Annotated in this window: 12 protein-coding genes; 5 read left to right on the forward strand and 7 right to left on the reverse strand. The window is 49.7% G+C overall.

Annotation, left to right across the window (positions count from 1 at the left end):
* Nucleotides 1–65: 65 nt before the first annotated feature.
* The gene (locus KO518_RS18490) at nucleotides 66–1,277 is read left to right on the forward strand and encodes a sugar MFS transporter (RefSeq protein WP_252736274.1); all 1,212 of its coding nucleotides are present in this window, start codon (nucleotides 66–68) and stop codon (nucleotides 1,275–1,277) included.
* Nucleotides 1,278–1,315: 38 nt separating this feature from the next.
* Here the strand turns inward: KO518_RS18490 and azu are convergent, their stop codons facing one another.
* Nucleotides 1,316–1,756: an azurin gene (azu, locus tag KO518_RS18495; protein ID WP_216027328.1), complete on the reverse strand. Its 441-nt coding sequence runs from the start codon at nucleotides 1,754–1,756 to the stop codon at nucleotides 1,316–1,318.
* 266 nt (nucleotides 1,757–2,022) lie between these two features.
* On the opposite strand from azu, the gene KO518_RS18500 reads away from it, so the two are divergent.
* On the forward strand, nucleotides 2,023–3,399 hold the full coding sequence (locus KO518_RS18500) for an aspartate ammonia-lyase (RefSeq protein ID WP_216027329.1): 1,377 nt from the start codon (nucleotides 2,023–2,025) through the stop codon (nucleotides 3,397–3,399).
* A 22-nt stretch (nucleotides 3,400–3,421) separates the two neighbouring features.
* On the opposite strand, the gene KO518_RS18505 is transcribed toward KO518_RS18500, so the two are convergent.
* Nucleotides 3,422–3,982 (reverse strand): histidine phosphatase family protein, encoded by a 561-nt coding sequence (locus tag KO518_RS18505; protein ID WP_216027330.1) that lies wholly within the window; start codon nucleotides 3,980–3,982, stop codon nucleotides 3,422–3,424.
* A gap of 133 nt (nucleotides 3,983–4,115) precedes the next feature.
* Here KO518_RS18505 and KO518_RS18510 point away from each other — a divergent pair, with 133 nt between their 5' ends.
* Together KO518_RS18510 and KO518_RS18515 are read left to right on the forward strand one after the other, a co-directional pair.
* Entirely contained in the window at nucleotides 4,116–5,051 is a 936-nt protein-coding gene (locus KO518_RS18510) for a cation diffusion facilitator family transporter (protein ID WP_216027331.1), read from the forward strand.
* 182 nt (nucleotides 5,052–5,233) lie between these two features.
* Nucleotides 5,234–7,219 (forward strand): methyl-accepting chemotaxis protein, encoded by a 1,986-nt coding sequence (locus KO518_RS18515; protein WP_216027332.1) that lies wholly within the window; start codon nucleotides 5,234–5,236, stop codon nucleotides 7,217–7,219.
* A gap of 5 nt (nucleotides 7,220–7,224) precedes the next feature.
* On the opposite strand, the gene KO518_RS18520 is transcribed toward KO518_RS18515, so the two are convergent.
* The 4 genes from KO518_RS18520 to KO518_RS18535 are packed head-to-tail and all read right to left on the reverse strand — an operon-like array spanning nucleotide 7,225 to nucleotide 12,988.
* Nucleotides 7,225–8,724 (reverse strand): beta-mannanase man5E, encoded by a 1,500-nt coding sequence (locus KO518_RS18520; protein WP_216027333.1) that lies wholly within the window; start codon nucleotides 8,722–8,724, stop codon nucleotides 7,225–7,227.
* Nucleotide 8,725: 1 nt separating this feature from the next.
* Nucleotides 8,726–9,937 carry an AGE family epimerase/isomerase gene (locus KO518_RS18525; RefSeq protein WP_216027334.1) on the reverse strand — a complete coding sequence of 404 codons (1,212 nt, stop codon included), beginning with the start codon at nucleotides 9,935–9,937 and terminating at the stop codon, nucleotides 8,726–8,728.
* The gene (locus KO518_RS18530; RefSeq protein WP_216027335.1) at nucleotides 9,934–11,112 is read right to left on the reverse strand and encodes a glycosidase; all 1,179 of its coding nucleotides are present in this window, start codon (nucleotides 11,110–11,112) and stop codon (nucleotides 9,934–9,936) included. The genes KO518_RS18525 and KO518_RS18530 overlap by 4 nt, the downstream gene beginning before the upstream one ends.
* A 4-nt stretch (nucleotides 11,113–11,116) precedes the next feature.
* A complete protein-coding gene (locus tag KO518_RS18535; RefSeq protein ID WP_216027336.1) occupies nucleotides 11,117–12,988 on the reverse strand; it encodes a sodium:solute symporter family protein in 1,872 nt (623 codons plus the stop codon).
* Nucleotides 12,989–13,188: 200 nt separating this feature from the next.
* On the opposite strand from KO518_RS18535, the gene KO518_RS18540 reads away from it, so the two are divergent.
* Nucleotides 13,189–14,181: a LacI family DNA-binding transcriptional regulator gene (locus KO518_RS18540; RefSeq protein WP_216027337.1), complete on the forward strand. Its 993-nt coding sequence runs from the start codon at nucleotides 13,189–13,191 to the stop codon at nucleotides 14,179–14,181.
* A 101-nt stretch (nucleotides 14,182–14,282) separates the two neighbouring features.
* Here the strand turns inward: KO518_RS18540 and KO518_RS18545 are convergent, their stop codons facing one another.
* The gene (locus KO518_RS18545; RefSeq protein WP_216027338.1) at nucleotides 14,283–14,597 is read right to left on the reverse strand and encodes a multidrug efflux SMR transporter; all 315 of its coding nucleotides are present in this window, start codon (nucleotides 14,595–14,597) and stop codon (nucleotides 14,283–14,285) included.
* Nucleotides 14,598–14,685: the final 88 nt, after the last annotated feature.

A 14,685-nucleotide genomic window follows, 5' to 3' on the forward strand; every position in this document is an offset into this window, starting at 1 on the left:
AGGCCTCAACATAGACACATTCGGTAAGACCGTACCCATATCATTTAACAAGAAGCAGGCTTTCCATGACTACGCAATCCACTTCTCCCTCTATACGAACGCCCTTAGTCACTATGTCTGCACTGTTTTTCTTCTGGGGGTTTCTCACCAGCCTGAATGATGTACTTATTCCACACCTGAAAAGTGCGTTTTCGCTGAACTACACCCAGGCCATGCTTGTGCAGCTAGCCTTTTTTGGCGCTTACTTTTTGATCTCATTGCCGGCCGGTAAAATCATTGCCAGAATCGGCTTCAAGCGGGGTATCATTGCAGGTTTGCTGGTTACAGCGCTGGGATGCGTATTGTTTTATCCTGCTGCAGCATTTAAAACTTACAGCTTCTTCTTGGCGGGTTTATTTGTACTGGCCAGCGGCATCACAATTTTGCAGGTATCAGCAAACCCCTACGTGGCAGCGCTGGGAAATGAAAAAACGGCATCAAGCCGGCTAAACTTTTGTCAGGGCATGAACTCTGTTGGACATACTGCGGCACCGTTTTTCGGGGCGCTGTTTATTGTAGGTGCCGCCGCAGAAGGCAGTACTGCAAACCCGGAGTCAGTGCAAGTTCCCTATCTGTCTATTGCTCTGGCGCTATGTGTGGTAGCCCTGTTTTTCAAGTTTTACCCACTTCCCAAACTGACTGTAGAGGCCCATGATGCCAACCAGCAAAGCCAACCTCTATCACGGCTTTTTCATCATCGTCATCTCGTATTAGGTGCAGTTGCGATTTTTCTGTATGTAGGTGCGGAAGTATCAGTGGGCAGTTTTATTATTAGCTTTTTGGCCGACGACACCGTTGCCGGATTGAGTCATAGTGAGGCCGCAGGCTATCTTGGTCTCTATTGGGGAAGTGCAATGGTGGGAAGATTCGCAGGGTCATTCGCGATGCGGTTCATCAACGCCTCTTCGGCATTAATGTTCAACGCATTCGCCGCCATCGCATTGTTGATCACGGTTATGTTTGCCAGTGGAAATGTTGCAGTGTGGGCGGTAGTGCTGATTGGACTTTGCAATTCCATCATGTTTCCCACTCTCTTTTCCCTGGGTATTCGGGGGTTGGGAACAGATACAGCACAGGGGGCAGGTTTATTGTGTCTGGCCATTGTCGGAGGCGCTATTGTGCCCTTGTTACAGGGCGTGGTAGCAGACATGACAGCCGTGCAGTTTAGCTTTGTGGTTCCTGTTGCCGGGTATTTATACATTGCCTGGTATGCCAAACAAAGCGCGCACCACGAATAACATTAGGAGCGCGCAAGCAGGTGACGGCCAGAGCACTATTACTGAACCTTCAGCGCCCCTTTCATCACCCCAATATGGCCGGGAAACGAACAGAAAAACTGATACGATTCGTCAGCAGATAGGGCGTTCACATCAAAGGTAACGGAGGTTTCTTCACCGCCGCCAATTACTTTGGTATAGGCGATAACACGCCCGTCGCCAGGCTTGATGTAATCGTTGTTCAACCCTGCGCCCACACCATCACCTGCGATGGCCTGTGCATCAGCGGTTTTAGACAATACCCAGTTGTGCCCCATGATATTTCTGGGCAATGTGCCAGTGTGTTTTAGTGTTACTGTATAACTGTCGCAACTGGCGGGTACCACCATTTCCGACGTGCTGAATTGCATGGTGTCGGTGCTGTCGATTGTCATTGCACAGTCTTCCGCCAGCGCAAGGCCACTAAACAGCGTTGTCGCTATTAGAATCATTTGTTTCATTGCTTCACTCCGCATTTTAAACATGTAAAACAGTACCATAAGATGCCGGTCTCAACATAGAAAATGATAATAATTATCATTCATAAATATGATAACCAACATAAATTATGATGCACATTCTTTACTACGTGCTGCGATGAAATGAAGATTAACCCATCGAAAGCTAAACCAAATGAGTGTTGTGACCGTTCAACTTAACTTAGATAGACACATCAATAAGCAATGCCCCAATCACACGTAAAACCGCGTACGAACAGGAGAGCAAAATGTCACACTTCAGAGAAGAGTCAGATAGCATGGGAACCTTAAAGGTGCCTGCCGATGCCCTCTATGGCGCGCAAACTCAGCGTGCGGTAGACAATTTTCCCGTCAGCGGGCACACCATGCCACTGCCCTTTATTCGCGCCCTTATTCAGGTAAAAAAAGCGGCTGCCATGGCCAACCTGCATTTAGGCTGTATTGATCAATCCGTACACGATGGCATTATTCGTGCCTGTGAGGCCCTGCTCAACGACGAAAAGTTATTATCACACTTCCCTGTCGATATATTTCAAACGGGCTCAGGTACCAGCACTAACATGAATGCTAACGAGGTAATAGCCACCTTGGCTTATCGCCTCACCGGCACAAACATCCACCCCAATGATCATGTTAACTACGGTCAAAGCAGCAACGATGTTATCCCTACCACTATTCACGTCAGTGCGGCGCTGGCCCTGAATAAAGATCTTCTGCCCGCCCTTGAGCATCTCTCAAAGACCATTGCCACTAAAGCGGATACCCTTAAAGGTTACTGCAAAACCGGGCGTACGCATCTGATGGACGCCATGCCTGTGCGCATGGATCAGAGCTTGAGAGGGTGGCAGGCGCAAATTAACCAGCAGATGGCTCACCTTGGTTACTTCCAGAGCACCATTCAGCGCTTGGCACTTGGCGGCACCGCAGTGGGCACAGGTGTGAACGCTCACCCGCAGTTCGCCATTCGCTTTAACCAGGCGTTGAGTAAGATCACACAAATCGACTTTACCTCAGCAGACAATTTTTTTGCTGCCATTGGGTCACAGGACACGGCTGTTAGCTTGTCGGGACAGTTAAAATCAACCGCCGCGACTGTGATGAAAATTGCCAACGATCTGCGCTGGATGAACTCCGGGCCTCTGGCGGGGTTAGGGGAGATTGCGCTGCCCGCACTGCAGCCGGGTTCGTCAATTATGCCGGGTAAAATAAACCCGGTGATCCCCGAAGCAGTAGCCATGGCAGCGGCACAGGTGATGGGCAATGACACCGCGATTACAGTGGGTGGCCAGTCGGGTAACTTCGAATTAAACGTCATGCTGCCTATGATTGCGTCTAACCTGCTCAGCAGCCTGGAACTGTTGGCAAACAGTGCCACTATTTTGGCCGACAAAGCCATTTCCGGCTTTACTGTAAACGAAGAAAACATCGCCGCACCACTTCACAAAAACCCCATACTGGTCACGGCACTTAACCCTGTTATTGGTTACCGCAAGGCCGCAGACATTGCCAAAAAAGCCTACGAAACTAAGCGCCCGGTTATTGACGTGGCTGAAGAGTTGACGGATATCTCAAGAGACGAGCTAAGCACACTACTGGACCCACTAAAACTCACCTCACCGGGTTAAGTCAGGGCCGATGATGTCTGCTTCAGTCCAGCCAACTTCCCCAGTGCAATTCGCCATTTTCAGCGCACAGGGTATAACCGGAGCAATTGCCTATTTTCCGCCCCTGGGAAAACGTTCTGGCGAGGCAAGCCATAGCATCGCCGTGGCTTATCACCAGTGCGTTGCCGCGGCTGCTACGGGCAATGTGATGCAGAGCATCACTCAGTCTGGCGGCAACCGAGTTGGCATTTTCACCACCGTTGTCTGGCATGCGCTCAGGTTGAGTATAGCGGTACTTCCTGAATTCCAGATAATCGGGTAAGGTTGCCATGGGTTTACCTTCCCATTCGCCAAACGAACGCTCACACAACCGTTCGTCAACAGTATGACTGACCTTTAGGGTTGTGGCACAAATATCCGCCGTGTGCTTGGCACGTCCCAAATGTGAACTCCAAATACCGGTTAATGCCCACGCACTTGCCTTACTGGCCATCTCTGTGGCTTGTTGCACGCCAAGAGACGTCAACGGACTGTTCAACTGCCCTTGCAACTTCCGATCGCGGTTCCATTCGGTTTCCCCATGACGACAAACGTATAGCAACAAAATTCAATCCCCTTTCAGACTAACGTGGTTTATAACACAACTGAATGCGCAAGACGGCCATGAGAATAAAGACCCGCCGTGCGCTTTGCGTTAACATAGGCAAATAGTACCGGATTGGAGTGTCGGAGCAAGAATGACAGGTGTATCAAGAGGTGATCGCAGCCGATGGGTGAGGGTTGCCACTGTTGCCGCTATCCTGGTGGCCTCTTCTTTGTGTATTTTGAAAGCCGTGGGCTGGCTGATGACAGGTTCAACAGCTGTGCTGGGGTCGCTGGCAGACAGTAGTATTGATCTCCTTGCCAGTGTGGCGGCGGCTGTCGCCGCGCGCTTTGCCGCAACTGAGCCAGACAACAACCACAAATTTGGTCACCACAAGGCCGAAGCGCTCTTTGCCATGGGACAGGTTGTGCTCATCAGCGTGTCTGCCACCCTGGTTATCTGGGAATCTACACAGCGCTTTTACGAGGCTGCGCCACTCGACAAACCTGACATCGCAGTGGGCTCCTTAGCCATTTCTCTGTTTGCCACCCTCGTGCTGGTTACCTTTCAGACCATAGCCGTGAAAAAAACAGATTCCCTGATCATAAAGTCTGACCGTGCCCACTACCTGGGCGACGTGTTCGCCCTCACCGGGGCTCTGGCTGCCGTATTAATTGGCGAAACTTATGGCATTCCGAGACTCGATGCCATCGCCGGCCTTGTTATGGGTGGATTTCTTGGCCATTCAGCTATTCAGGTAAGTAAAATAGCCATTCCGCAACTGATGGACCAAGAACTACCTGAAGCAGACAAAAATAAGATAAAAGCCATTTTAGACAACAACCCGCAAGTGAAAGGCTACCACGCTTTGCGCACCCGCAAGGCCGGAGGAAAGCGTTTTATTCAGCTGGATATTTTGCTCGACGCCTCCCTTACATTTCGCAAAGCCCATGATATCACCGATGCAGTGGAACTGGCGCTTGAGGCTGCATTTAGCGATACCGATGTCATTATTCACTCCGATCCCATTGGAGAAGCCAGGCCCGAACGCCGGGTCGTTGAAGATGTGGAAGACTATGGTGAAAAATAGCTCTCTGAATGTGTTCTGACTCGTCATAAAAGTTTGCCAAATTAATTAATTAGTCGAAATTTTGCCATTTCGTTGTTGACTAATTCGCCAATTTACCGAGAGTAGTTATACTTTCCTAAAGGCCGTTGTTTTGACACGGCATTGCTTATTTGTAAAGCAACTACCGCAAAGAGGACAACATCTTGAAATGGCTCCAACGTTTTTCGCTCATTCAACTTACCGTTACCAGTGCATGTTTGTTTCTCGTCATCATTCTGACCTTAGTGATCAAAGACACGCGCAATACACTTGATAAGGTAAATTTAGCCGAAGATGATATTCGTCTTATTGCGTTACTCGATGCACTTGAGAAAGTCGCTCATCATCACGCTGTTGAGCGGGGGCTAACCGCGGGGTTCCTGGGATCAAACACCAACGAAGCCCGGCAAAAGGTTATAGCACAACGCACCAAAGCCGATGACGCTGTACAGCATTTCCAGGCACAATTGCGCCTGGACTGGCCACCGGGCTATAAAATCAGTGAAAATGTGGTCATTGTGCAGCAGTTCCTGCAAAAAAAAGCCGCCATTCGCCGCCAGATTGATAAACTAAACGGCAGTGAAGCCTTCAGCTACTACAGTTCACTGAATAAAGCGGCATTGGAAGCCGCGGCAAACATTACTTTGAACATCAGCGCCAAAAGCGCCAGTTCGGGGCTGACAAATGCCCTGGAACTGGCCTGGTTAAAAGAGCGTCTCGGGCAAGTACGGGGGAAAGTAAACGGCGTACTGGCAAAGCAGTCAGTCACGGCATCCACACTGGCAGAAATTGCCACGTATCAAAACGAAATTCAGGCCCTTAGCACGTTATTAGAGCAGTTGCTAAGTGGGAAGCAGAAGCAAGATTTCCTGACAGCCAGTAACTCTTCTAACACAGCATTGATGCGCAACGTAACAGATGCGCTAAAACAGCCCGATGTTGTGTATTCGTCACTGCCTGATGCCAATGCCTGGTTTACTGCAGCAACACAACAAATTGGCAGTATAAAACGCATTCTGGATCAACAATGGCTTAATATTCAAGACACCGCCGCTACCAATGTGAAAAAGGAAACCACCTTTTTGTATACGGTTGTTGCCATTACGGTGATGGCCATTTTACTGGTGAGTTTATTGTATCTTGCCATGCTTAAGCTTTTGCGCTCTCAACTGGGTATTTTGGAAGAGAAACTCGATACCGTGGCGGGCAGTGGCAACCTGATGCTAGACGTGAGCCTCGACAGCAATAACGAACTGGGGGTTATTTCCAGGCAGGTCCAGCACATGATTATGGCCCTCAGGGATCTCATTGTGGGTTTAAGTAAATCCCTCGCCAACTCGGATATTCTCACTGCCGACTTACAACAAGCCACCTCTGTAGTACTAACCGATGCCGATGCCACACAACAGAAATCGCGTGATATTACGCTCGCTATTGAACAAATGGCGGCAACCAGCCGGGAGATTGCATCATCAACGTCAGAGACACTCTCAGCGAGTCAATCTCTAAAGGAAGTAGCAGACCGCTCATTGCAGGCCAATAACCATATTCGTCGTACGATTGAAAGTTTGTCTGTAGACATGCAAAACGCGTCAGAAAAAGCCCAGGCAATGGGTGAACAAATGTCGGAAATCAGCAGTATTATCAACACCATTAATTCCTTGTCAGAGCAAACCAACTTACTTGCCCTAAATGCTGCCATAGAAGCTGCCCGGGCGGGAGAGCACGGCAGAGGTTTTGCTGTTGTTGCCGATGAAGTCAGACAGCTGGCTACGGCGAGCAGAGCTTCTACGGATAAAATATCCACCCTGCTCGACAGCCTCACCCAAGCCAGTAATGATGTTATCAACAGTATCAGCGATAGCGCTGAACAGACGACCACAGCATTGCGAACCACTGAAGACGGCGAGGCTGCAGCAGAAGAGGTACGCCAGAATGCTGATCAGGTGGAAACGCTGGCCAACACCATGACAACCGCCACTGAACAGCAATCGGTAACCGCTCAGCAAATCGCCAGTAATGTAGTGAGTGTTCAACAAGCCGCAGCAGAAGAACATCAATTGGCCAGAGAGCTAAACAAACTGGCCACCGATTTGCGGGAAAATGCCAAAGTACTGCAAAACACCATGGGGCACTTTAAAGTGACCTGACGGGGTTAAAGCGCTGCCTTCTCACATTGCCCCGCGTGCCAGGTAAGGGTGTTGGACGGCGGCGATTCGCCACTTTCGTTAACGGCTATAACCCGGTACAGGAACGCGCCGGTTAAACCGGGGGCGCTTACATCGATGAACAAGGGGGTTTCCGCAGGGTTGAAGTCGACAATGCCGTCTGAGAAATTCGGTGTTACCACTTCCCACACATCACCTTCTTTGGCCTTTCGCTCGATGCGATACGCACGTCCAAGTGGTGCCCCCATAAACGCGATCTCTCCGCATTTGTCCACCGCCCTGAGTACAGGTGCCGAAGGCGGCGCCAGGGGAGCCGCGTAGTCTTTGCCGTCCATGCGGGCTTGTGTATGTCTCACCAGCGCAGTGACCTGAAGCTCCTGGTTGGCATGAGCCTCAGCAAAGCCCGGCAAATGATAGCTCTTATATCCCGAGTTGCCTTCGTGGTGCCAATAGAACCCGCCGTTGTGACGATGGCCTCTGAAGCCCCACACGAAACCGCCTACGGCCTTGTGGCCATCAACAGATGTTGTCACCAATGCGTCGGCGATGGTGCGCATTTTTTCAATGGGAACCAAACCGTACTCCCCCACCAAATACGCTTTTTTGCCGCCAATCGCTGCAAGGTCGCGATAAACGGTGTCAGGGCTATTATTCCCTACATTCGTGTAGAAATGGTTGCTAACAATATCGATATCGTCGTTGTTCAATGAACCGGGGGTAATGGCTGTATAGTTGCCATCTACGACGAGTTGATGCGGTGCCAGTTGTTTTATTAACCGTGCGGTCGATGCCACAAATGCCTGCGTGCTGCCTTTGAGTTCATTGCCGGTTTCCCAGGCCATGATCGCTTTTTCATCGTAATAGTACCGGCCGGTAATGGTGTTTTTACGGGTGATGACCTGACGAATAATTTGGTGATACGCCTGAAACGTCTTACTCTTTACATCGTAAAAATCGTCTGCCGTTTCGCCGTAAAATGCGGCTAACTGCTTGCGACCTCCCCACCAGTCCCAGTGGTCGATGAAAGGAAGAATCAACCGCAGTTGATTTTCTTCCGCCAGGGCAATCATTTGGTCATATACCACCATGGCAGTTTCATTGAGCACCGGCATTCCGCCTGACTTTTTCGGTGGCAAAATGTGCACCGGGCGGCCACAGGCATCATCGTCGGGATGCGCTACCGACAGCACGTAAATACGCATGGCTTTGTGGCCGGTCAGGCTTAAGGCCTTAATCCAGTTTTCCTGCTCATCGCGGGTAGGCAATTTGAAATATTGCCCCCAGTTGCGCCTGTCAGCCTCGCATTTACCTCGGGCATCATCTTCAATGCGGTGCAATTCAGGGGCGTGAATACCAAAAAAACGAAACGGTGTCTCACCATCAAAGAGCTGGCTTCCCTGTCGGGTGATGAAGTGTTCAAAACCGTAACTCACTGAACTGAAAAGCATACACAGCACTACGGCCGCGAACTTCACGTGTTTTGCCATACTAATAACCCTCAGCAACCAAACGACGTTTGAGCTCCAGCATTGCCCGCCCATTGTGGTAAGGGCCTTTCCAAAAGCCGGCTTTGTAATCCTGGTTTTTCCCACCATGACTGCGCGCCAACCACAACCACTCACCGTCATCCACATGTTCAGCCATTATATAGCGCCAGATGCGGTCACAGACTTCGCGATACCGTTGCTCACCAGTAAGCGTGTATGCATTTAAAAACCCCACCAGCGCCTCGGCCTGAACCCACCAATGGCTGTGCTCGCCCAAAGTTTCCGTTGCACTGTCATATTCGTCAATGACATAGCCTTTAGAGGCCACACCTTTGCGCAAACACGATTCTGCCAGCGCAATGGCAACTTGCTGTGTCCGCTCACTAACCGCCGGATTTTGCAGTACTTCTGCCGCCTCACACAACAACCAGCTGGCCTCAATATCGTGACCAAAAGACAGACGGTCGAACTGACTTTGCCAATCCATGTCAAAAAACAACGCCAGATGTTGCTTGTCTTGCACCACGACACGGTCTAAAAACACGGCCATCACATGGTCAAGTGCTTCCTGTGTGGTTGGTGATGCGTCAACCTGATGCAACGCTGTGTAGGCTTCCAGTACGTGTAAATGGGTGTTCATGGATTTAGGACTGTTGAGATCTTTCTCACTCAGGCGAAAGTCAGTGATTTTTCCCCACTCGCGACTACACGCTTCGATATAACCGCCGGCATTGTGATCGCGGGCAAAGTTCTCCACTAACCGAAACAAGATCTGGGCGAGCTTAAGGGCGTCTTCAGACTGGCTCAAGGTAAAATAACTACACAGGGCATATATGCCAAAACACTGAGCATACACCTGTTTTTTCCCATTGATGATTGCACCGGATGCGCTTAGCTCCCACACCAACCCGCCGTATTGCTGGTCGACAAAGTACTCTGTGAGATATTGATAGGCCCTATCGGCCATGGCTCTGTCTTCCGCCAGTTGGGTGTGCCTGGCATACTCGCTGAAGAACCACAGTATACGCGTATTGAGCACAATGCCTTTGCTGGCCGCCCGAACGGGCTTTGACTGGTTGTCGACTTCACCGTAAAAGCCACCGTGTTCATTGTCGATGCTGTGCCGTTTCCACCACGACGCAATGGCGGTTAGCTGCGCATCCACTTGGTGGCCTGTCAATCTGTCATTGAATTTTCTAGCCGCGATAGTCATGCGCCTGCCTGCTCGTTGCTGTCAATTAATGCATTAATAGCGGCAACAGATCGAGCCGATGTAAAGCCGTCTTCAGGTGTATTCACGCAGTAGTCCACCAACTGTGATACCGTGCTGGTAGCGACATGCATACGGGTGTCGGAAGACGCGTAGTAAATAAACACTTCATCGTTTTCATTGCGGATCCAGCCATTACTAAACGCCACGTTACTTACGTCGCCCACCCGTTCTTCACCTTCAGGTGCAATAAAATAGCCACCAGGACAGTGGGTAATTTTCCAGGGCTCGTGTAAATCGGTCATTAACATGTATAACACATAGCGCAAACCCGCGGCGGTGTTTCTCACACCGTGAGCCAGGTGCAACCAGCCCTGCGTTGTTTTTATTGGAGCGGGACCCTGACCGTTTTTAAGCTCATACACAGTGTGATAAGCCTTAGGGTGCACAATGGTTTCTTCATCTACACGGGCATTCTCCATAGACTCAGTTAAGCCCCAGCCAATGCCACCGCCGCCACCGATGTCAATAAAACCGTCCTGTGGACGGGTAAATAGTGCGTATTTGCCATCAACGAACGCTTCGTGCAACACCACATTGCGTTGCTGCCCGCTATTAGTGATAAGGTCAGGTAAACGTTCCCAGGTAACCAGATCTTTGGTTCTGGCGATGCCGCACTGAGCTACAGCGGCAGACGTATCTGCCATGTTAGTTTTGTCTTTGCGTTCGGTACAGAACAGCCCATAGATATATCCATCTTCGTGCTTTGTTAAACGCATGTCATAAATATTGGTATCAGGCTCATGGGTTTCGGGCATGGTGACAGGACGGGGCCAAAACCGGAAGTTGTCTACGCCATTGTCACTTTCAGCCACTGCGAAAAAGGACTTTCTATCACTGCCCTCGACGCGCACTACCATCAGGTATTTTCCGTTGTGGTAAATTGCGCCGGCGTTAAACGCGGCGTTTACACCAATGCGTTCCATTAAGAACGGATTGCGACTTTGGCTAAAATCGTACCGCCAGTTCAGGGGAATGTGATCTGCCGTCACCACGGGGTTTTTCCAGCGCTGATAAATACCATTGCCACCCGCCACGGGCTTGTTAGTCGCGCTTAACAGCGCTTCATGTGCAGAAAGCAAGGCCTCTTTGCGTTGTTGAAATTGTGTCGTATCCATAAAATTACTTACCTTGATGTTTGGGTATAAACGGTTCATTTACTGTGCTTGCCAGAGCTGGGACAAGGCTATCGTCGTCTTCCAGTGTGTCCCACCAGCTGAATTTGAGTATTGCGGTGGTCAACAAGGCCATTCCAGCTGCAGCGGTAAACATTGACCAGTTCTGTATCACCATAAAAATTGGCGCCGCTGTTAGTGAGGTGTGCCACAGAAGGCCCACGCCTACGTTGAACATGTCGCGCTTAAAGGCCGTATTGCTTGTCACCGACGGATCTTTTCGTTGTGCAGCCTGTAAAACGGGCTTCCAGAACCCCCATGGGCGGGTTTTTACATAGAAATTCACCAGCACGTCCATGTCGTCAGGGCCGCTTTTAAGGCTGGCAATTACGCAAACGACCAGACACAATCCAAACAATGCGGGAAAGGCGTACAGAGGTGACAAATCGGTAAACATCAGTGGAACTGCGGCTGCAATACCAGCCACCATACCGGCGAAATAGCCGTATCCGGAAAAGCGCCACCAATACCATTTCAGTAAATTTGAAGCCGTATAGCCGCCATACAGGGCAGAAACCAACCACATCACCACACTGTTCAATGAGGGAACAAACAACCCGATAAGTGTGCCGGCCACGATGAACACTACAGACACCAGGTAACTCATTTTTACCGCTTGCTTTTCGGTTGCCTGAGGATTGATGTAACGCTTGTAAATATCGTTAACCACATAGGCGGGCGCAGCATTGGTGGTGGCGGCAAACGTAGACATAAAAGTAGCCAGCAACCCTGCGATTACCAACCCCAACAAGCCACTGGGCACAAAATTAGCCAAGGCAAAGGGCAGGATTTGTTCAAAATCTACATCAGGCCCCATTTGTTGCAAGGTGGGCATAAAATACACCAGCGCCAGAATGGTCAGCCCTGTGATCATCATATAGCGGGGAAACAGCAGAACAATGCTTACAAACCCACTCATTTTTGCTGCTTCGGCCGGCGTTTTTGCCGACAGCACTCGCTGCATATCAAAGTTCGGCGCGGGTCCTGCCATGCTCTGTAGTATGCCTTTGAACAGCACCAACATGATAAATATAGAGAACAATGACCAGCCATCTTCCACAATTTTCTCGTTCGCCTGCGCCAGCACACCGCTCCAGTCAAGATCGAGAGTCCATCCAAAACCCATGGACCCCCACCCATCGGGCACTACTTCGGCAAGCATTTCAGGCGACACCTGCTGCATGGCAATAATGCCGATGGCGATACACGCCACTGTCATAATGACAAACTGCAGTACTTCCGTAAAAACCACACTCACCATACCGCCTTTTACCACGTAAATAGATGTGAACAAGGTGATAATAAGGCCATAAATCAGGGCATTATTGTGTGGATCGGCATGCAATTCCCACGGTAAAAAGATAGCGGCGAACTTTCCAACGCCAATAAACCCGTACGCCAGAAAACCCAGCACACTGAGTAACGCAAAGAACACCACAACAAAATGGCTTAACTGCGCACCGCGACCTTCGCCAAACCTGAACCGGATCCATTCTGCTCCCGTCATCACACCAGAACGACGCAACCAGACAGACAGAAACACCATAAGAAAAATCTGATTAAAGCTGGGCCACAGCCACGGAATGTAAACACTTTTTAACCCGTAGATAAAAAGCAGGTAAACCATCCACATGGTACCGCTAATATCAAACATGCCCGAAGCATTGGAGAGCCCGAGAAAAGGCCAGGATATTTGGTTGCCGCCGAGAAAATAACCTTTAGTGCTTTTTCTGGCCATGCGCGAAACTACCACGCCTAACGCCAAAACTGCTACCAGATACAATAGCAAGATGGCTATATCTAACGACGTTAAAACCATAATTCCCTCAAAACACACTGTTCGTTACATAATTGTAAATATTCGCACACCTTAAAATGAACCGGTTCATTTATCAAGTGGTTTTTGCCTTCCGAAATAGATATTTGCGCCCGCAGTCCGATAACATTAAACTAATGAACCGGTAAATACCTATTTATTGAACGGGTATTCCACAGATTTTAATCAGTCACGAGATTTATATGGCCACAATTCGGGATGTAGCAAAAGCAGCAGGACTGTCCACCGGCACCGTATCAAAAGCATTGAGTAAGCCAGAGAGCGTTTCTCCGAAAAACCTGGTGAAGGTACAAGAAGCCATTGCCAGGCTAAACTACAAACCCAATATGCTGGCACAAAAGTTTCGCAGCAAACGCTCAAACACACTGGTAGTGCTGGTACCCGACATTGCCAACCTCTTTTTCGCCAAGGTCATTAGTGGTATTGAAAGCGTAGCCCAAGACGCCGGATTCAGCGTGCTGCTAGGCGACACGAAAGATTCCCAGGCCCGGGAAAAAGAATTTATAAAAATGGTGGAAACCCGCTTGGCCGATGGCGTTATTAACCTTCGCCCGTACCGAGAACAAGACGCCTTACTTCCCCGTGATGATATTTTTTCCGTGGCCGCCAGTAGTTGTGAAAACACGCCGTCTTACTCGGTGCGCATTGACAATGTTGGTGCCTCAAAAAAAATGGTAGAACACTTGCTGAACCTTGGTCATAAACGCATTGGTGTTATCACAGGGCTTAAGCAAAACCCCCACACCATCGACAGATTAAAGGGCTACCGCCATGCGCTAGCAGGAGCGGGAATAGACTATGACCCCAGTATTGTTATTGAGGGTGACTTTAACTATTGGTCGGGACTCAGTGCAGCCGAACGCTTTAACGCCATGCCTTCCCGCCCCACTGCAGTGTGTTGTTTTAACGACGAAATGGCCATTGCCGCCATACGGGGGTTTGCAGAAAAAGGCATTCGTGTACCAGACGATATTTCCGTTACCGGGTTTGATAACATGGACGTGTCCAAATACACGGTACCGTCGTTAACCACAATAGCGCAACCTGCAGAAAAGATAGGCGAAAGAGCTGCAGAAATTCTCATTGGGCTTATCAGGGGCGAACCTCAACCCGTTACCGAACACGTTCTGCCCTACGAGTTTATCATTCGGGAAAGTACTACCTCACCTCAATAGGGCCGCACACTTCTGCGGCCCTATTTCGTCACCAAAATTCTACTCACACACCCGAATATTTGAACCGGTTCATGTCAACTTTGTTAATTAATTTCACACGATCATCCGACTTTGAGGAGTACCACGCCAGCCACAATAAGCATCACGCCCACGTAACGCAGCATTGAGCTTGCATCGTTAAAAAACCATACACCAACCAGAAAAGTACCGGCCGCACCAATACCCGTCCACACGGCATAAGCCGTACCCAGGGGAATATTTTTTTGCGCGAGAAAAAGTAAGAACCCGCTTAAAGCCATAAAACTAACTGCCATGGCAATACCTGCAACCCTGTGCTGGCCGGATTGTGCGATTTTTAAGCCCAGCGGCCAGCCTATTTCCGTGAATCCTGCGAGAACTAAATACACCCAGCTCATAAATGCTCACTTGTTTTGGAAAAAAAGACGAGTGGGAGATATATCGTTGCTGACAGGGAAGGCAAGATACAAGCGACAGAAAGAAGAA

This window comes from Aestuariibacter sp. A3R04, from assembly GCF_018860805.1.
GTDB lineage: Bacteria > Pseudomonadota > Gammaproteobacteria > Enterobacterales > Alteromonadaceae > Alteromonas.